Source organism: Lacrimispora indolis DSM 755, assembly GCF_000526995.1.
GTDB lineage: Bacteria > Bacillota > Clostridia > Lachnospirales > Lachnospiraceae > Lacrimispora > Lacrimispora indolis.
In genome coordinates this window covers 1,864,678-1,884,599 of the sequence record NZ_AZUI01000001.1, presented here as the reverse complement: position 1 = coordinate 1,884,599, position 19,922 = coordinate 1,864,678, and the positions used below count along the sequence as shown (strand labels likewise).

The 19,922-nt window shown below is 42.7% G+C and carries 18 protein-coding genes; 12 read left to right on the top strand and 6 right to left on the bottom strand.

Going from position 1 to position 19,922, the window contains the following annotated elements; genetic code table 11:
* Window positions 1-19 precede the first annotated feature (19 nt).
* From jag to rpmH, 5 genes are all read right to left on the bottom strand, one after another.
* The gene (jag, locus tag K401_RS0109035; protein WP_024292645.1) at window positions 20-685 is read right to left on the bottom strand and encodes an RNA-binding cell elongation regulator Jag/EloR; all 666 of its coding nucleotides are present in this window, start codon (window positions 683-685) and stop codon (window positions 20-22) included.
* A gap of 12 nt (window positions 686-697) precedes the next feature.
* Window positions 698-1,981: a YidC/Oxa1 family membrane protein insertase gene (locus tag K401_RS0109030; RefSeq protein ID WP_024292644.1), complete on the bottom strand. Its 1,284-nt coding sequence runs from the start codon at window positions 1,979-1,981 to the stop codon at window positions 698-700.
* 19 nt (window positions 1,982-2,000) lie between these two features.
* Window positions 2,001-2,216 carry a membrane protein insertion efficiency factor YidD gene (gene yidD, locus K401_RS32355; protein WP_013274846.1) on the bottom strand — a complete coding sequence of 72 codons (216 nt, stop codon included), beginning with the start codon at window positions 2,214-2,216 and terminating at the stop codon, window positions 2,001-2,003.
* 4 nt (window positions 2,217-2,220) lie between these two features.
* Window positions 2,221-2,568 carry a ribonuclease P protein component gene (gene rnpA / locus K401_RS0109025; protein WP_024292643.1) on the bottom strand — a complete coding sequence of 116 codons (348 nt, stop codon included), beginning with the start codon at window positions 2,566-2,568 and terminating at the stop codon, window positions 2,221-2,223.
* A gap of 120 nt (window positions 2,569-2,688) precedes the next feature.
* Window positions 2,689-2,823, bottom strand: a complete 135-nt coding sequence (gene rpmH, locus K401_RS32350; protein ID WP_013274848.1) for a 50S ribosomal protein L34 — start codon at window positions 2,821-2,823, stop codon at window positions 2,689-2,691.
* Window positions 2,824-3,180: 357 nt separating this feature from the next.
* On the opposite strand from rpmH, the gene K401_RS0109015 reads away from it, so the two are divergent.
* The 6 genes from K401_RS0109015 (at window position 3,181) to K401_RS0108990 (ending at window position 9,879) form a co-directional block, all read left to right on the top strand.
* Complete coding sequence (locus tag K401_RS0109015; RefSeq protein WP_024292641.1) at window positions 3,181-4,056, top strand: glycoside hydrolase family 43 protein; 876 nt, start codon at window positions 3,181-3,183, stop codon at window positions 4,054-4,056.
* Between the two features lie 70 nt (window positions 4,057-4,126).
* Window positions 4,127-4,981: a helix-turn-helix domain-containing protein gene (locus tag K401_RS0109010; protein WP_024292640.1), complete on the top strand. Its 855-nt coding sequence runs from the start codon at window positions 4,127-4,129 to the stop codon at window positions 4,979-4,981.
* Window positions 4,982-5,163: 182 nt separating this feature from the next.
* Entirely contained in the window at window positions 5,164-6,114 is a 951-nt protein-coding gene (locus K401_RS0109005; RefSeq protein ID WP_029700699.1) for a carbohydrate ABC transporter permease, read from the top strand.
* Window positions 6,115-6,117: 3 nt separating this feature from the next.
* Entirely contained in the window at window positions 6,118-6,963 is an 846-nt protein-coding gene (locus K401_RS0109000) for a carbohydrate ABC transporter permease (RefSeq protein ID WP_024292638.1), read from the top strand.
* A gap of 37 nt (window positions 6,964-7,000) precedes the next feature.
* Window positions 7,001-8,368, top strand: coding sequence for an ABC transporter substrate-binding protein (locus tag K401_RS0108995; RefSeq protein ID WP_024292637.1), 1,368 nt, complete (start codon window positions 7,001-7,003; stop codon window positions 8,366-8,368).
* Window positions 8,369-8,442: 74 nt separating this feature from the next.
* Entirely contained in the window at window positions 8,443-9,879 is a 1,437-nt protein-coding gene (locus K401_RS0108990) for an MGH1-like glycoside hydrolase domain-containing protein (RefSeq protein WP_024292636.1), read from the top strand.
* A gap of 78 nt (window positions 9,880-9,957) precedes the next feature.
* Here K401_RS0108990 and K401_RS0108985 read toward each other — a convergent pair whose 3' ends face one another.
* Window positions 9,958-10,587: an ECF transporter S component gene (locus K401_RS0108985; protein WP_024292635.1), complete on the bottom strand. Its 630-nt coding sequence runs from the start codon at window positions 10,585-10,587 to the stop codon at window positions 9,958-9,960.
* 463 nt (window positions 10,588-11,050) lie between these two features.
* Between K401_RS0108985 and dnaA the strand changes: the two genes are divergently transcribed.
* From dnaA to gyrA, 6 genes are all read left to right on the top strand, one after another.
* Window positions 11,051-12,427: a chromosomal replication initiator protein DnaA gene (gene dnaA, locus K401_RS0108980; protein ID WP_024292634.1), complete on the top strand. Its 1,377-nt coding sequence runs from the start codon at window positions 11,051-11,053 to the stop codon at window positions 12,425-12,427.
* Between the two features lie 258 nt (window positions 12,428-12,685).
* Window positions 12,686-13,807 (top strand): DNA polymerase III subunit beta, encoded by a 1,122-nt coding sequence (gene dnaN / locus K401_RS0108975; protein WP_024292633.1) that lies wholly within the window; start codon window positions 12,686-12,688, stop codon window positions 13,805-13,807.
* Between the two features lie 110 nt (window positions 13,808-13,917).
* Window positions 13,918-14,127 (top strand): RNA-binding S4 domain-containing protein, encoded by a 210-nt coding sequence (locus K401_RS0108970; RefSeq protein ID WP_024292632.1) that lies wholly within the window; start codon window positions 13,918-13,920, stop codon window positions 14,125-14,127.
* Window positions 14,128-14,135: 8 nt separating this feature from the next.
* The gene (gene recF, locus K401_RS0108965) at window positions 14,136-15,221 is read left to right on the top strand and encodes a DNA replication/repair protein RecF (RefSeq protein WP_024292631.1); all 1,086 of its coding nucleotides are present in this window, start codon (window positions 14,136-14,138) and stop codon (window positions 15,219-15,221) included.
* 63 nt (window positions 15,222-15,284) lie between these two features.
* Window positions 15,285-17,198 carry a DNA topoisomerase (ATP-hydrolyzing) subunit B gene (gene gyrB, locus K401_RS0108960; RefSeq protein WP_024292630.1) on the top strand — a complete coding sequence of 638 codons (1,914 nt, stop codon included), beginning with the start codon at window positions 15,285-15,287 and terminating at the stop codon, window positions 17,196-17,198.
* Between the two features lie 79 nt (window positions 17,199-17,277).
* A complete protein-coding gene (gene gyrA, locus K401_RS0108955) occupies window positions 17,278-19,872 on the top strand; it encodes a DNA gyrase subunit A (protein ID WP_024292629.1) in 2,595 nt (864 codons plus the stop codon).
* Window positions 19,873-19,922: the final 50 nt, after the last annotated feature.

Below are 19,922 nucleotides of genomic sequence, written 5' to 3'. Positions count from 1 at the left end.
ACCCCTCATTGTTATTTGTCTATTTATCTTTTTCCTGATACCGGTCCTTTTTGGAATAATCTTTTTTTAAAGAAATAACAACATGCCTGAATGGCTCTTCTCCCTCACTTCTTGTAACCACAAATTTGTCATTCTGAAGTGCGGAGTGGATGATCCTTCTTTCATAAGGATTCATCGGTTCCAGAGAAACAGAACGTCTTGTCCGCTTCACCTTGTAAGCGATATTTTTTGCAAGAGTTTCCAGAGTTTCTTTTCTCCGCTCCCTGTAATTCTCCGTATCAAGCTTTACCCTGATATAATCGTCATTTTCCTTATTAATAACAAGGCTGACCAGGTACTGCAGGGAATCCAGAGTCTGTCCTCTCTTGCCAATTAAAATTCCCATGTCATCTCCTGACATGTTAATGGAAAGCTCTTTTTCCTTTTCATTATAGGAAACTTCCATATGAACTCCTAAATTCATAGCGCCGAACACATCGGAAAGAAAAGTCACAGCCTTATCTTCCAAGGTTTCTTTCTTCTTTGCACGGATGATAGCCGGTTTGAAACCGATAATTCCCAGAATACCATTACTGCCCTTATCAACAATTTCATACTCCAGCTTATCACTGGTTGTCCCTAATTCGATTAATGCCTTTGTAATTGCTTCATCAACGGTCTTTGCTGAAACTGTAATCATATCCATAGGTCACCCCTCCTATTTATTATTGTGCTTTTCGTTGTACTTCTCAACCATCCTCGCCTTTGATGCAATGCTGCCCGGATTTGAGGCTCCGCTGTTATAATAATCATTGGAAGCCTTAACCTGTTCCTTTGTCTTTTCAGCCTTGGCATTCATCTCAGCTTCCGCCTTTTCATTGGAAGTCTGAAGATTCTTTAAATTAGCTGTGGCATTCTGGGCAACACGCTGAGGCGGAAGCCCCTTCTTAGCACGCTTTTTATTAGCCTTTTCCACATTCTTCTTAATCATATCATCCATATCAATCTGGTTTAAATAACGGTTTACCGCAACCTGCTGAATGATCTGGAACACACTGGAAGCGATCCAGTAAATACCGATACCTGATGCAAAAGTGAAACAGAAAAATACGGACATTAAAGGCATAACGGTATTCATGCTCTTCATGGACTGAGCCATTGCACCGCCTTCATCATTTGTATTCTGAGGCTGATTTACTGTCATCAGCTTGGTACTGAACCACTGGCTGAGACCGGCCAGAATAGGGATGAGGATCGCAAGGCTGAACTGGAAACCGCCTCCTGGCGGAAACATCACGCTGGATGGCGTAGAAGCCAGATTGATTCCCAGGAAAGAATTCATGTGGGAAATCTGGGTTGCATTGGCAGCAATGGTATCCTTGATGGTTGGAAATAATTCCTGCATAGAACTCCACTGGCTGGGATTTAGCTGATACAGAAAATCTACCATTCCATTGCTGGTTGTAAGGCTTCCGATTCTTGATACATTGATTTTATTATCCGTGGCAAACTGTGTCAGCATCCCTACGTGATCTACTCCAAGGGAATTAATGGCAGTCACCACATTTTCAAATACTGCCTTTACGCTCTGTACATAGGCAGGAATATGATAAATGACCTGATACAAGGCAAAAAGAATTGGCATCTGAATGACAAGCTGCACACAGCCTCCTGTCATGGAAGTTCCGTATTTCTCGTAAACCGCCTGAACCTCCACATTCTGCTTTCTCATGGATTCCTGATCGGTTTTTCCTTTATATTTTGCCTGAATCGCAGAAATTTCCGGCTGCATAACGCTCATAAGCTTTGATGATCTCTGCTGCTTTAAAGTCAGCGGAAACATGAGAAGCTTTGTTACAAGAGTAAATAAAATAATACATAAACCAATATTCTGAATACCAAATGTGCTGGTCAGCTTAAACAGCCAATCCATAATAACACCCAGAACGGTTGCAAACGGCCCCAGGATGCCTCCTACCTTAGTCAATACTAAGAATTCCAATGAACTACCTCCTCATCTGTTACGGAACTGGATCATAACCGCCTTTTGCAAAGGGATTACACCGAAGTATCCTCTTGCAAGCCAAAAATGTACCCTTTAACACGCCGTACTTTGTAAGCGCCTCAATGGCGTATTGAGAACACGTAGGCGTGTAAATGCAGTGAGTTCTTATTTTCAGAGGAGAAAGATATTTCTGATATCCTCTGATCAACAAAATCATGACTTTTTTCACCATAAGATCACTTCGATTCTTTTTTTAAAATGTTATGAAGTCCGCACAAGTGCAGATATGCACTTTCGATTGTTTTGTAATTTTCTTCCTTTGCCGCTGTTCTTACAACGACTACGATGTCTAATCCTGTCTCCACCATTTCCTCATGAAGCCTGAAGCTTTCTCTGATCAATCTGGTTATGTGATGCCTCACAACGCTGTTTCCTACCTTCTTGCTGACGGATATGCCGATTCTGGTTTCCGGCCTGTCCGTTTTTTTAACATACATCACAAGAAGTCTGTTGGCAAGGGACTTTCCGTTTTGATAAACTTCCTGAAAATCCCGGCTTTTTTTAATCGAATTAAAATGTTTCATGAAACTTTTTCCTATCTCCTGTCCACGTCTTTTGGACAAAAAAGTATACCTGGAAGGTATTTTCCTGTTTCCCCGGAATTTGAGAAAAGAAAAGGCCACAATTACTTGCGGCCTGGTCCATTAAGCTGATAATTTTGCTCTTCCCTTTGCTCTTCTTGCGGCTAAAACTTTTCTTCCGCCTGGAGTGCTCATTCTGGCTCTGAAACCATGAACTTTGGATCTCTGTCTCTTTTTTGGCTGAAACGTCATCTTCATAATCTACGGACACCTCCTCTTGTTACAATAGCTTATCATAGGCAATATGATGAAACATATTGAGACTATCTTAATTAAACATCGTTTCAATTATATAGAACAAAAGGTGGTTCGTCAAGGGAAAAATGTATTTTTTCTTTTGAAACCAGCACTCTTCCGGCTTTTTTGCAGAGCATTCCTGATACCGGATTAAATACTTAACTGACTTTCCTTCCCATATACCGGAAAAATCCCATAATGTCCGTCCCCAGCCTATCAATCAAATCATTTATACAGTATAATTAGATATGGAAAATATTTCTATTTATTAATTGGATAGACATGGAAAAAACGCTCTTATGAAAGGATGGTTTGCAAATGAATCGTGAAAAAATCAATATCAGGGATCCCTTTGTTCTGGTTAATGAGGGGAAATACTATATGTATGGAACAAGGGCTGAAACATGCTGGACATCTGCCACAGGATTTGACTGCTACATCAGTGAAGATTTAGAAAACTGGAGCGGTCCTTACGAAGTATTTTGTAAGCCAAAGGATTTTTGGGCCGATTTAAATTGCTGGGCCCCGGAAGTACATAAATACAACGGTTCTTATTATATGTTTGCAACCTTTAAAGACAGTCAATGCCATGGGGGAACTGCAATTTTAAAAGCAGACCATCCTTTAGGACCGTTTATCCCACACAGTGAAAAACAAATCACGCCAAAAGACTGGGAATGCATTGACGGAACCTTTTATGTAGACCCGGAAGGAAAACCCTATATGGTTTTCGTTCATGAATGGGTCCAGATTTCAGATGGTTCCATCTGTGCCGTTGAACTTAGCCCTGATTTAAAACAGGCAGTGTCCCATCCCATACTGCTTTTTCACGCTTCCGAAGCAAAAAACTGGGTCGTCCCAGTAAAAAACAAAAGACCCGGTACAAATTATGTAACAGATGGTCCCTTCCTCTACCGGACCAAAAGCGGCCGCCTGATTCTTTTATGGTCAAGTTTTGGAAAGGAAGGATATACAGAGGCCCTTGCTTATTCCGACAACAATGATATTACAGGAAAATGGATTCAGGATGGCAGGCTTCTGTTTGAAAAAGACGGAGGTCATGGCATGATATTTAAGAACTTATCCGGTGAACTTTATCTCACTCTCCATACCCCCAATGAACATTTAAAAGAGCATCCAGTTTTTTATAAACTGGAAGAAACAGACGGCACGCTTTGGGTCAGTGAAACGTAATACTCTTCGGGCATACCTTTATGCCCGATAAAGGGGGACGGGCTTTGCCCATGAGAAAGAAAGAGGAAATATGAAAGAAGTGATTTTTACAGGAAAATGCGGGGGAATCGGAATCAGCCACGTGGCCAGAGACTGTGACCTGTCTGAAACCATTGGGTTTTATAAAAATGAATATCAGATTTATTATATCCTGGATGGAGAACGTTTTTTCTATTCAAATAATAAAAGCTACAGGATGTCAAAAGGCACCCTGTCTTTTATTGATAAAAAAATGATTCCTTTTACCAATGTAATCGGCGGAAAGTACCACGAAAGGATATTAATAGAAATTGAAGAAACATGGCTGATCTCTGCAGGAAGTGTCATGGAACTGGACTTAAAGGGATTTTTCACTGATTTACACGGCGTTCTTCAGATGAATTCCCAGCATCAGGAAGTAATTGAAAAGAAGCTTAAGAAAATAGAACATATTTTGCAGGAAAAAAGACCTTATGCTGCAGCGGAAGTAAAAGAACTGCTTCTTTCCATCATCATAATGATTCTAAACGGAGCCGGAACCAGGCCGGATGAATACCATACTCCAGGCGGTAAAATGATGCGCTATGCCAAAGTGAAAGAAATTATGTACTATATCATGGAGCATTATTCTGAAATCTATGGTCTGGAGGATCTGGCAGGCATATTTTACCTTGATAAAAGTTATTTAAGCCGCATCTTTAAAGAAGTGACCAATTTTACAGTAAATGAATTCATCAACCTTCAGAAAGTAGACCGTGCCAGAAAACTGCTCTTAGACGAGTCTCTTTCCATAGAGGATATATCGAAAAAGTTAGGATATGAAAGACATTCTTACTTTGACCGTGTTTTCAAAAAATACACAGGGATGTCTCCCCTTCAATATAGAAAATCCAGGAAAACCACATAACTCCAGTCAATTTAGTGAAAATACGAAAGTTTTTTTGATGTATTGGCGTATTGCCCAACATATGTTGTTATTTCCTATTAAAAACAGTAAAATATATCCATATAAAATCAAATCCGGATTTCATTATTGTATCATTTAAGCATCTTTTCAAAACGTAAAGGAGGTTAGATTGATTGAAAAAGATGAAAAAATTCTGTGGGGACAATTTTATCCCCTATATGTTCCTGCTTCCCTGGCTTATAGGAATTCTGGGACTGACGGTTTATCCCATGTTCATGTCACTCCGCATGAGTTTTACGGATTACGATTTCACAAAGCCTGATTCGGCCCTTTGGATCGGTTTCGGCAATTACATAAGAATGTTTGGTTCTTTATTTGGCATCACCGATTTTACGGCGCCGTCAGGAAAAATAATGAGGGTTGACCCATACTATTTAAAATCACTGTCAGTGACATTTACCTATGTATTTACGTCAGTTCCCTTAAAGCTGATATTTGCTCTTCTGGTGGCTGTACTGATGAATCAAAAACTGCGGTTCGTATCTTTTTACCGTGCTGTATACTACATTCCCACACTGTTAGGCGGTTCTGTGGCTATAGCGGTTTTATGGCGAAAGCTCTTTGAAAAAGAAGGTCTGATAAACGGAATCCTTTCTTCAATTGGGTTTACGGATCTGCCAGGCTGGATCACCAATCCAAAATATGCACTGGGAACTCTGGTGCTTCTTACGGTATGGCAGTTCGGCTCATCAATGATCATTTTTCTGGCAGGCTTAAAACAGATTCCAATGGATTACTATGAAGCAGCCAGCGTGGATGGTGCCAGTAAAGTCCAGCAGTTTTTCTCAATAACCATACCATCGCTTACGCCTGTCATACTGTTTAACCTTGTCATGCAAATGATCTCGGCATTCCAGACATTTACTCAGGCATACATCATCGGCGGCGGCAAAGGCGGAGTCTTAAATTCAACCCTTTTCTATACCCTTCATTTATATATTCAAGGATGGACCTACCATGAAATGGGTTATGCATCAGCAATGGCGTGGATGCTTCTGATTATTATAGGCTCATTTACGGCAGTCATATTCGGATCGTCAAAACTATGGGTCTCCTATGGAAACGGGGAATAATTTATGAGAGCGAAAAAACAATTCCATATCATACTGACACATATTTTTATCGTAACACTGGGAATTACTATGCTTTATCCGGTCATCTGGATGATCGTCAGTTCGTTTAAGCCCAACAATATGATATTCAGCGACACCGGCCTGATTCCAAAAGCAATTACCATTGAAAATTATATCAGCGGCTGGAAGGGCTATGCAGGTGTATCATTTGGCAGGTTTTTTTTAAACTCCACGCTTCTGTGCATAACAGCAGTTGCCGCAAATCTCGTTTCATGCACCATGGCAGCTTATGCTTTTGGAAGGCTTAAGTTTTTCGGGAAGAACTTCTGGTTCGGTATCATGATGATAACGCTTATGCTTCCGGCACATGTCACCCTGGTGCCCCGTTATATCCTTTTTAACACCTTTGGCTGGGTAGGCACCTACCTGCCCATCCTGATCCCTAAATTTTTAGCCACTGACGCGTTTTTTGTATTTCTGCTGGTACAGTTTATAAGAGGACTTCCAAAAGATTTAGATGAAGCAGCCATCATAGACGGCTGCGGAAAGGTGGGAATATTTTTTAGGATCGTAATACCTCTTGCAGGGCCGGCCATGGTAACCACCGCACTCTTTACCTTCCTCTGGACATGGGACGATTTTTTCAATCACCTTCTCTACCTTACGTCTCCGGAAAGCTATACGGTATCCCGTGCCTTAAGAACCTTTGTAGGCGATGCGGGAGCCGTATCAAACTGGGGCGGCGCACTTGCCATGTCCACTCTCGCCATGCTGCCAAGCTTTATTTTATTCTTTTCACTTCAAAAATATTTTGTTCAGGGCATCGCCACATCCGGAATTAAGGGATAAAGCCCTTTTAATCAAATAACAGGAAAAGGAGAATATTATGAAAAAATCGTTTCAACTGCTGTTAGCTGCCTGCACAGTTCTTTCCTTATGGGGATGCAGTTCCAATACTGCTTCAGAAACAACACAAGCACCGGCCTCAGCTCCCACAGAATCACAAAAAACGGAAAGTGAACCGGCTGACACAGAAGGTTTTCCCGCCTATACCGGCGAAGCCGCTGAACTGCGTTTCAGCTGGTGGGGCAATGACGAACGGGCTGCCCTCACCAATCAGGTAATAGACCGGTTTATGGCAGCCTATCCCAATATCAAAATTACAGGAGAGCCTAACGGCGGTACTGCCGATCACTTTCAGATCATCGATACCCAGCTGCAGGGGAATAACGCTCCTGATCTGATTCAATTCGGAGGCAATTACCCGGATTACATACAGTATCTCACGCCTCTTAACGATTTTCTCGGTAAGCAGCTTCTCATCAACACTGCCGGACAGTTTGACCAGGTGGCCCTTGAAACAGGCACTTCAGATGGAAATCTTTATGCCGTCAGCCTGGGAACCAATACTCCTGTTCTTGCCTATAACAAAACACTGATCGAATCCGCAGGTGCTTCTGTCCCAGAATACAATTTAACCTGGGATGAACTGATTGACTACGGCAGAGAGTTAAAGACCAAGCTTCCCAATGGAGTGTTTCCCTTTGTTGACAACAGCACAAATCAGGCGAATTACTTAAGCTACTACTGCCAGCAGGAAGGAACACCCTTATGGACCTCTGATCAGGGCGGCAAAAGCTATATGACACTGGAAACCTCAAAAAAATGGATCCAGTTATGGGCCGATTTGCGGTCCGAAGGACTGATCCCGGATTCCGATACTACTGCAACCTATGCGGAAACAGGGGCTGACAGCTCTGCTCTTGTGGCAGGCAAGGCTGCGATCGGAATGATATGGAGCAATCAGGTAGCCGGTTATCAGGCAGCGATGACTGATCAGCTTGGGGCTACCACACTTCCGGCAGGCGGAGAAAAAGCATATGCCATCCAAATGAGCCAGTATCTTGGAATCAACAAAAACAGTGCAAATCCGGAAGCAGCGGCCATCTTCATTAATTATTTTGTGACAAGTCCAGAAGCCGGAGAGATTCTTGGCACCAACCGCGGCATTCCCTGTTCACCTGTTGTACGTGAAGCAATCTCCGAAAAAGCCACTTCCGCTGATGCGGCTGTCTATGCTATTTATGATGCCATCAGCGACCGTTCCATTCCCCAGGGGCCCAATCTGCCCAATGATCAGGAATTCATCAATGAATTACACTTAATCGGCCAGAATGTGTCCTATGGCAGCATTTCCCCGGACCAGGGTGCCGCAGATCTTTTTGATCTGATACAAAGACTTATTGTAAAATAAAAACTTAATCAGCAGGAGAAACCGCTTGGCTTCTCCTGTTTCTATAAAAAAGCTTTTTCTACTGGAGGCAAAATTTGAATATCCAAACAAGTGTATCATTTCAGACTTCTTATGAACTTTTGCAAAAGCTTATGGACTCAGCCGAAAAAAAAACATGGAATAATTTAAAATATTTCAATTCCAGGCTTGTACTGATCGAAGGCGGGGGGTACGAAAAAATATGGCTGGAAACCCAGCCCATGGGCGGAGAAATGTACGCAAAAAGAAATATGGAAGCCGGACTGAATAACCATCTTTTGTTCATGGAAACTCAACGGGAGGATGGAAGATTTCCCGGAAGCATTGCTTTTATGAATGGAAAAATCACTCCTCAGTTTGATAAATTTCAGGGATTCTGCTTCCCCTCTTCTGCTCTTAATATGTATTATCTAATAGGGAAAGATCCGGAATATTTAAATCTTCTCTATACTACCCTGGAAAAATTCGACGCTTATCTCTGGAATGTAAGAGATTCTGACGGAGATGGATGTCTGGAAAGCTGGTGCAAATACGATACAGGGGAAGACCATGCTCTCCGTTATGGGGATTCACCGGATTCCTGGAGTAAAGAAGTTCCCCCAAAAAGCTCTCAGATCGTACCCATGGCCTCCATGGACATTATGAGCTTTTCTTATTCCTCAAGGGAAACTCTGTCAAAAATATCCACCATACAGGGAAATGAAAAAAGAGCGGATTCCTGGAAAAAAAAATCATTATCAATTCAGAAAAAAATCAAAAATTACCTGTGGGATGAAACAAAAGGTGCCTGCTTTGACAGGGACCGGAATCACAATATCATGAATGTTATGACCCATAACAATTTAAGAGCCATGTACTGGAACAGCCTGACCCAGGACATGGCTGAGAACTTTGTTATAAAGCACCTGCTGAATCCGGAAGAATTCTGGACCTATATGCCGCTTCCATCCATTGCAGTAAATGATCCCCTATTCCGTAACATTCCCACCAATGACTGGAGCGGACAATCTGAGGCACTTACCTTTCAGCGGGCAATCCGCGCTCTTGAGAATTATGGCTTCGATCATCTGGTTCCATATCTGGGAGAAAAGCTGTTCCAGGCAATTGGAGATACATGCATATTTGTTCAGCAGTACGATCCTTTTACCGGCAAACCATCCATAGAATCCCTGGAAGGCATACAGGACTCCTATGGGCCTGCCATGCTTTCTGTCATGGAATACGCAGCCCGCATGTACGGAATACATATCGAGCACGAACGGATTTACTGGGGAACCACAGGCGGACACGAAAATATTTATGAGCAGGTCTGGGGAAACCACACATTTAAAATAAAAAACTCAGGATCCAAAGCAGAAGCCTTTGTCAATGGAAAAAAAGTTTTTGAAGCCGGAAAAGACTTAAAGATCATTACAGATATAAAAGGAAATCCATTGAATTTAAGACAGTTGAATACATGCGCTGATATCAGAAATATAAAAACTTTTTTATAATTCACTATATATATAGTAAGAGCCATTGCTCCTCGAAATGATTCATTCGAGAAGCAATGGCTCTGTTTTTAACAGTAATTACCCTTTCATTGCCTTAAATAGGGCCTGTGTAACCGCTACCGTAAGAATTCCAGCCACAATGGCCTCAGGAATTCCATTGATGCATATAATTCCAATAATTACGGAATAAATTCCTTCTGTCAGTCCCTTTGCCGCCTGACCGTATTCTTTTCCAAAAAATAAGTAAATCAGATTCATTACCAAAAGAGTATTGGTTAATGATCCGGCTACTCCTGCGGCCGCCAAAGCGATGGTCCTCTTTCCGTTTTTCTCACCCAAAGCTTTTAACACCGCCCGAAAAACATAATAGGCTACGATTCCAACGAGAATTCTGGGAACCATGCAAATGATCAGGCTTCCTATATTTCCGCCGTACTCTCCCACTTTAATAAAAGGTGAAAATACAAAGGACGTAGGATTGGGCATGTTGGTATTTTTCCACAAACTGGTAAGTCCAAATACCATTCCTAAAAATCCGCCATATTTTGGTCCAAGAATAATGGCTCCAATTATGACCGGAACGTGAATGATGGTGGCGTTCATAAATCCCAAGGGTATGTACCCAAAGGGCGTAAACGCCATGATGACGATAATGGCAACAAATACGGCTGCCAGTACCAGGCTACGGGTTTTGTTTTCAATATTCATTTTTTTCCTCCTGTGCTACTGTTCTTTTATAAAGATACAATGCATCTGGTTACATGTGCATTATATTATAGAAAGCTTTCATCCGTCAATCCACGTCAGTAAATTCACGCCCATTTTGTTAATTTACATAAACTTATCAACATTATGGGGATAACTTGTGGAAAACTCTATGGATATCATCTTGATAATCGTCGTTTTATTCACAGGCCTGTCCTGAGAGCCCATATAAATTCCACTTTTCCGGACTGTGAATATCCAAACTTATAAAACACACCTTTTTTGTGGACAACTATTTCTCTGGATGATTATCAACATATGATTCACATGCAATACACATCCTCTGCACACACTTATCCACAATTTTTTACTATTATCATTGAAAATTATTTCAAAATAGTATAGAATGAACTGTAGATTGGGTAAATGCGCATATTTGCATTTTTATAAATGTAGGAGACTTACGATGTTAGAAAAGTTAAAGGAAAAATGGGATGAAATCTTATTGAATTTAAAAGAAGAGCACGAAATTACGGACGTGTCTTTTAAAACCTGGCTTCTTCCCCTGAAGGTTCATTCCGTGAATGGCGAAAAAGTCATTGTCACGGTACCGGATGTGGAATTCTTAGGATACATCCGCAAAAAATACGGGTTTCTTCTGAAAATCACCATAGAAGAAGTGACCGGCTTTGAATGCAGCGTGGATTTCGTTGTTGAAAGTCAGATTCAACAGGAGACTGTTTCATCTCCTGCAGGCAACACTCTTATTAATAATACCATGAATTCGGTCAGCCAGACGGCTATCACAAATGCAAACCTGAATCCAAAATACATTTTTGATACCTTTGTGGTAGGTGCCAACAACAACTTAGCCCATGCCGCCTCCCTGGCTGTTGCGGAATCTCCTGGTGAAATTTATAACCCTCTGTTCATTTACGGAGGCGTTGGTCTGGGAAAGACCCACCTGATGCATTCCATTGGCCATTTCATCTTAAAAAATAATCCCAGGGCAAAGGTCCTCTACGTGACCAGCGAAAAGTTCACCAATGAGCTGATCGACGCCATCCGTAATAAAAACAACTTCTCTCCTACGGAATTCCGTGAGAAGTACCGCAACAATGACGTTCTGCTCATCGACGATATCCAGTTCATCATTGGTAAGGAAAGTACTCAGGAAGAATTCTTCCACACCTTCAACGCATTATACGAAGCTAAAAAACAGATCATCATTTCCTCGGACAAACCACCCAAGGAAATCGAAACGCTGGAGGAGAGGCTTCGTTCCCGGTTTGAATGGGGCTTAACAGTGGACATACAGTCCCCTGATTATGAGACCAGGATGGCCATCCTCAGAAAAAAAGAGGAAATGGAAGGCTACAACATTGATAATGAGGTCATCAAATACATAGCCACCAACATCAAGTCCAACATACGTGAACTGGAAGGCGCCCTGACAAAAATCGTGGCCCTCTCCCGCCTTGACAATAAGGAGATCACCGTAGAACTGGCGGAAGAAGCCTTAAAAGACATCATCTCTCCCAACGGCAAACGGGAAGTTACTCCGGAGCTTGTCATACAGGTAGTTGCAGATCACTACGGCCTCACTCCTCTTGATATTTGTTCCCAGAAACGGAACAAGGAAATCGTTTATCCACGTCAGATCGTCATGTATCTCTGCCGAGAAATGGTTGGAACCCCCTTACAAATGATTGGAAAATTCCTGGGAGGAAGGGACCATACCACCATCATCCATGGAATAGAAAAAATAACTGCAAACGTGGATAAAAACGAATCTTTAAATAACACCATTGAGATCCTGAAAAAGAAGATTAATCCACAATAAGGTGTGTATTAGCTGTTAATTCCCTGTGGATAATTAAGGTCCTAAAACTGTTTCTCATGTTCCTGTGGATAACTTCAATGTTTTCCTTAACTTTTGTGGACGTTATTCACACCCTTATGAACATGGAAACATCAGCCTTTATAAAGGTTATCAGGGCTTTTACACAAACCCACAGCCCCTACTACTAATACGACGGAATTTAACTATATCATCCATCTATTTATTGCAATTTCTAGAGCAAAGGAGTTATCAACAATTATGAAACTGACATTTAAACAGGATGAGATCCTAAACGGCATTAATATCGTATTAAAAGCAGTTCCAAGTAAAACAACCATGTCCATCCTGGAGTGTATCTTTATTGATGCCAGCGGATCAGAGATCAAACTGACAGCCAATGACATGGAGCTTGGAATTGAAACAAAGGTAGAAGGTACCATCCTGGAAAGGGGCAAAATCGCCCTGGAAGCAAAACTGCTTTCCGAGATCGTAAGAAAACTTTCTTCTGCAGGAGATTCCCTGGTTACCATTGAAAGCGATGAAAAACTCACCACCACCATTTCCTGTGAAAACTCCGTATTCCATATTCAGGGACGGGATGGAGAGGAATTTGCTTATCTTCCGTATATTGAACGGGATCATTATATCTGCTTGTCCCAGTTCTCTTTAAAAGAAGTGATCCGCCAGACCATCTTTTCCATTGCTCCCAATGACAGCAATAAAATGATGACAGGAGAGCTTTTCCAGGTTACAGGAAACCAGTTAAAGGTGGTTTCTCTGGATGGCCACAGGATTTCCATCCGGAATATTGAATTAAAAGATACGTATCATGATATAAAAGTCATTGTTCCTGGCAAGACTTTAAACGAAGTCAGCAAGATTCTGGGCGGAGACAATGAAAAAGAAGTACTTATTTTCTTCAGTACTAACCACATTTTATTTGAATTTGACGATACTATCGTTGTTTCCCGTTTGATCGAAGGAGAATATTTTCGGATCGATCAGATGCTTTCCAGCGATTATGAGACAAAGACATCGGTCAATAAAAGAGAGCTTTTGGACTGTCTTGACCGGGCCACCATCCTGGTGAGGGAAAATGATAAGAAACCCCTGATCATGAACATTGAAGATCAGGAAATGCAGCTTAAGATGAATTCCAGCTTTGGATCCATGAACGCTAAAGTCCCCATCCATAAAACGGGAAGCGACATTATGATCGGCTTTAATCCAAAGTTTTTGATCGATGCCTTAAGGATCATTGATGATGAAGAAGTGACCCTTTATATGCTGAATCCCAAATCTCCCTGCTTTATCCGGGATGAAGAAGGAAAATATATTTATCTGATCCTTCCTGTCAACTTTAATGCGGCAGCAGTTTAAACCGTCCTTATGGCAGGAAAACGGCAGGATATAAGAAAATCCTGATTTATGGCGTGCAGTCCGCGCCTCTGGATAGAGAGGAACGCCCTATGGGCGGCAGAGAGGAAACTATGGAAACGATCAAGTTAAGGGATGAGTATATCAAGCTGGGACAGGCCTTAAAGGCCGCCGGTATGGTAGGATCAGGTGTTGACGCCAAATTTGTCATTGAGGATGGCCTTGTGAAAGTCAACGGCCAGGTGGAATACCAGAGAGGAAAGAAATTAAGAGCTGGAGACGTAGTCACATTTGATGGCAATACCATTAAGATCGAGGAATAACACCATCCATGATAATTGAATCGATAGAGCTTAAGAATTACCGCAACTATGATGAATTACATATGGATTTTAGTCAGGGAACCAATATACTCTATGGGGACAATGCCCAGGGGAAAACAAATGTCTTAGAAGCAATCTATGTCTGTGCTACGACAAAATCCCACAGAGGGAGCAAGGATAAGGAAATTATACAATTTGACAGGGATGAGTCGCATATCAAGCTAAATGTCAGAAAGAAAGATATTCCATACAGGATCGACATGCATTTGAAAAAGAATAAAGCCAAAGGTGTGGCGGTAAACGGCGTTCCCATAAAGAAGGCCAGTGAATTGTTTGGAATTGTCAACGTTGTATTTTTTTCTCCGGAAGACTTAAATCTCATAAAAAATGGGCCGGCCGAAAGGCGCCGGTTCGTTGATTTGGAATTATGTCAACTAAACAGGCTTTACGTCCATTCCCTTGTGCAATACAACCGGATCGTGACGCAGCGCAATAAACTGTTGAAAGATATGGCTTTTCGGCCTGATTATGAAGAAACCCTGGACATATGGGATATGCAGCTGGTCCAGTACGGAAAGGAAATGATAGGTTATCGGAAAGAATTTATAGAACAACTGGATGGAATCATTGGATCCATCCACCGGAAGCTTTCCGGGGAAAAGGAACACTTACACATCCTCTATGAACCAAACGTAGAGGCTGATGAGTTTGAGGATACCATAAGGCGAAGCAGGCAGCAGGATATGAGGCAGAAAACAACGCTTACCGGTCCCCACCGGGATGATTTAAGTTTCATCATCAACGGAATCGACATTCGCCGGTTCGGTTCCCAGGGGCAACAGAGGACAGCTGCGTTGTCCTTAAAGCTTGCAGAAATAGAACTGGTAGAAAAAACAGTATATGATTACCCCATCCTTTTACTGGATGACGTATTATCGGAGCTGGATAACAGCAGGCAAAATCAATTACTTGCCGGAATTGATCATATACAGACCGTGATCACCTGTACGGGACTGGAAGAATTTGTGAAAAACCGGTTTCCTGTTGATAAAATATTTAAGGTGGTAAACGGTACCGTAGGCAATGAAAATTAGTTACAGTTTGGCCATGCTGCCAAATTATAACGCAAATAACGATTCAGGAGGAAGCGTGCAAATATGAGTCAAGAATATGGTGCAGATCAAATCCAGATATTAGAGGGTCTTGAAGCAGTAAGAAAAAGGCCTGGTATGTATATCGGCAGTACTTCCACAAGGGGACTTCATCATTTGGTTTACGAGATCGTGGACAATGCGGTGGATGAGGCTCTGGCAGGATATTGCGACAGCATAGAGGTAATTGTCCATCCTGACAATTCCGTGACCGTTGTGGATGATGGACGGGGGATCCCCGTAGGAATCCAGAAGAAAGCAGGGATACCGGCAGTAGAGGTAGCTTTTACCATCCTCCATGCAGGCGGTAAATTCGGCGGCGGGGGATATAAAGTTTCCGGCGGCCTTCACGGCGTGGGCGCTTCTGTAGTCAATGCTCTTTCCCAGTGGCTGGAGGTAGAGATCCGCCAGGATGGAAAGATTTATAAACAGCGTTATGAAAAAGGAAAGACCATGTACCCCTTAAAGGTGACAGGAGAATGCGGCCCTGATGAGCATGGAACAACGGTTACCTTCCTTCCCGACGGGGATATTTTTGAAGAAACGGTTTTTGATTACGATACCTTAAAGATCCGTCTCCGTGAGACAGCATTCTTAACCAAAAATTTAAGGATTATCCTTAAGGATGAGAGAGAGGAAAGCCATGAGCACGTGTTCCATTATGAAGGCGGCATCAGGGAATTCGTCACTTATTTAAACAAGGGAAAGACCCCGCTTTATGATCAGGTATTTTACTGTGAAGGAATAAAAGATGGCGTTTATGTTGAGATCGCCATGCAGCACAATGATTCCTATACGGAAAATATTTACAGCTTTGTCAATAACATCAATACTCCTGAAGGAGGAACTCATCTGGCAGGCTTTAAAAACGCTTTGACAACAACCTTAAATGATTATGCCAGAAAGACCAAGCTGTTAAAGGAAAGCGAAACGAACCTTTCCGGTGAAGACATCAGGGAAGGTCTGACGGCTATTATCAGCGTCAAAATCGAGGAGCCCCAGTTTGAGGGACAGACAAAGCAGAAATTAGGAAACAGCGAAGCAAGAGGAGCGGTGGATAATCTCTTAAGAGAGCAGTTCACCTATTATTTAGAGCAGAATCCAAGTATTTCAAAGACTATCTGTGACAAATCCATCCTGGCTCAGAGAGCAAGAGCAGCGGCCAGAAAAGCCAGGGATTTGACAAGGAGAAAGACCGCACTTGAGGGGATGGCCCTTCCTGGAAAGCTTGCGGACTGTTCTGATAAAAACCCGGAAAACTGCGAGATCTACATCGTAGAGGGAGACAGTGCAGGCGGCTCTGCAAAGACGGCCCGTTCCAGGAATACCCAGGCTATCCTTCCTTTGAGAGGAAAGATCTTAAACGTGGAGAAGGCAAGGCTTGACAAGATCTATGCCAATGCGGAGATCAAGGCCATGATCACAGCATTTGGAACAGGCATCCATGAGGACTTTGACTTAAGTAAATTAAGATATCATAAAATCATCATCATGACTGATGCCGATGTGGATGGTGCCCATATCAGCACCTTGCTTCTCACCTTTTTATACCGCTTTATGCCGGAGCTGATCCGGGAAGGTTATGTATATCTGGCACAGCCTCCCTTATACAAGGTGGAGAAGGGGAAAAAGGTATGGTATGCCTATACCGATGAGGAGCTTAACTCCATTCTGAGGGAAATCGGCCGTGACAATAACAATAAGATCCAGCGTTACAAAGGTTTGGGAGAGATGGATGCAGAGCAGCTTTGGGAAACTACCATGGATCCGGAGCGAAGAGTCCTTCTGCGGGTTACCATGAATGAGGATACCACTTCCGAGATGGATTTGACCTTTACCACCTTAATGGGCGATCAGGTAGAGCCAAGACGTGAATTTATCGAAACCAACGCCAAATACGTACAGAATCTTGATGTTTAATAAAAAGCGAGTGTTGAAGTACAAAGGCACTTTTCGTATCTAAAGGGATACGTGGATTGAAATAATTGGAGGAAATAAAATGGAACCAAATATCTTTGATAAAGTTCATGATGTGGACTTAAAAAAGACCATGGAAAAATCGTATATCGAGTATGCCATGAGTGTCATTGTTTCCAGAGCTCTGCCTGATGTAAGAGACGGTTTGAAGCCGGTTCAGCGTAGAGTCCTGTATTCCATGATTGAGCTCAACAACGGTCCGGATAAGCCACACCGTAAATGTGCCCGTATCGTGGGTGATACCATGGGTAAATACCACCCTCACGGTGACAGCTCTATTTACGGAGCTCTGGTGAATATGGCACAGGAATGGTCTACCAGATATCCGCTGGTGGATGGTCACGGAAACTTCGGTTCCGTTGATGGAGACGGGGCGGCTGCCATGCGATATACAGAAGCCCGCTTAAGTAAGATTTCCATGGAAATGCTTGCAGATATCAGCAAAGATACCGTTGATTTCAGCCCCAATTTTGATGAGACGGAGAGAGAGCCGGATGTACTTCCGTCCCGTTATCCCAATCTTCTGGTAAATGGCACCTCCGGAATAGCCGTTGGTATGGCTACCAACATCCCTCCTCATAACTTAAGAGAGGTTATTAATGCGGTCATTCATATTATTGACAACCAGGTGGAAGAAAACAGGGAAACCACCATGGAGGAGATCTTAGAAATCATCAAAGGGCCGGATTTCCCAACAGGAGCAACCATCCTGGGAAAACGGGGAATCGAAGAAGCATATCGTACGGGAAGAGGAAAGATTCGTGTCAGGGCTGTCAGCGATATTGAAACCATGGCAAACGGAAAAAGCCGGATCATAGTGACCGAGCTTCCCTATATGGTCAATAAGGCCCGCCTTATTGAAAAGATCGCAGAGCTTGTAAAAGATAAAAAGGTGGATGGAATTACCGACTTAAGGGATGAGTCAGACCGTTCCGGTATGAGGATCTGCATTGAGCTTCGCCGTGATGCCAACGCCAATGTAATCCTTAACCAGCTGATCAAGCATACCCAGCTTCAGGATACCTTTGGTGTGATCATGCTCGCTCTTGTTAAAAACAGTTCCGGCGTTTTAGAGCCAAAGGTCTTAAATATCCTTCAGATGTTAAATTATTATCTGGAGCATCAAAAGGAAGTTGTGACCAGAAGGATCCGTTATGACTTAAACAAGGCGGAAGAAAGAGCACACATTTTGCAGGGCTTGCTCATTGCCTTAGATAACATTGACGAAGTCATCAGGATCATCCGTGGCTCTGAAAATGTCCAGGCAGCTAAGGCAGAACTCATGAGCCGCTTTGGCTTAAGCGATGTCCAGTCCCAGGCAATTGTTGATATGCGTCTGAGAGCTCTTACCGGTTTGGAAAGAGAAAAGCTTGAGAACGAATACAAGGAGCTGGAAGCCAGGATCGAAGAATTAAAGGCCATCCTTGCTGATGAAAAAAAGCTTTTAGCAGTGATCAAAGAGGAAATATCCATCATTTCCGCAAAATTCGGAGATGACAGAAGAACCTCCATCGGCTTTGATGAGTATGATATGTCCATGGAAGATTTGATTCCCGATGAAAGTACCATTGTAGCCATGACAAAGCTGGGATATATTAAGAGGATGTCTATTGATAACTTCAAGAATCAGAACCGGGGCGGCAGGGGAATCAAGGGAATGCAGACCATTGATCAGGATTACATCGAAGACCTGATGATGACAACCACCCATCATTACCTGATGTTCTTTACCAATACAGGCCGTGTTTACCGGTTAAAAACGTATATGATCCCGGAAGGAAGCAGAACCTCCAGAGGAACCGCCATTGTAAACCTTTTGCAGATGCTTCCCGGCGAGAGCATTACGGCCATCATCCCCATGAAGGAATACGATGATGACAAGTTCTTATTTATGGCAACCAAAAACGGAATGGTGAAGAAAACACCTATGAAGGAATATGCCAATGTCCGCAGGAACGGTCTTCAGGCTATTGTCCTTCGGGAAAATGATGAACTGATCGAGGTTAAGGCCACGGATGATACAAAGGACATCTTCCTGGTGACGAAGAAAGGCCAGTGCATCAGGTTCCATGAAAAGGATGTCCGTATTACAGGCCGTGTATCCATAGGTGTTATCGGCATGAAGCTCAATGAGGATGACCAGGTTGTAGGAATGCAGAAGGAATCCCAGGGGCCGAAGCTGCTGATCGTATCGGCTAATGGTATGGGCAAGCGAACTCCTATTGAGGAATTCACACCTCAGAGAAGAGGCGGAAAGGGTGTTCTGTGCTATAAGATCACGGAAAAGACAGGAGACATCGTAGGGGCTAAGTTAGTACAGGATGACCATGATCTTCTTCTGATCACCACCGAAGGAATCGTTATCCGAATTTCTGTCAATGACATTTCCGTCATCGGAAGAAACACTTCCGGAGTAAAACTGATGAACATTGACCAGGATTCCGATATTACCGTTGCCAGCATTGCAAAGGTACGGGATGACGGAAGCAAATCCGATGGAGAAGGTCTGGAAGAACTGGACATCGTGGATGTAGAACTTCCAGAGGTACTGGACGATGGGAATGAAGAATTCCCGGAAGAGATAACCGGTATAGATGAAGCCTCTGATGAGGAATAAAAAAATTAACACAAAGGATATGGTAATATTTTAATTTTTATATTATAATA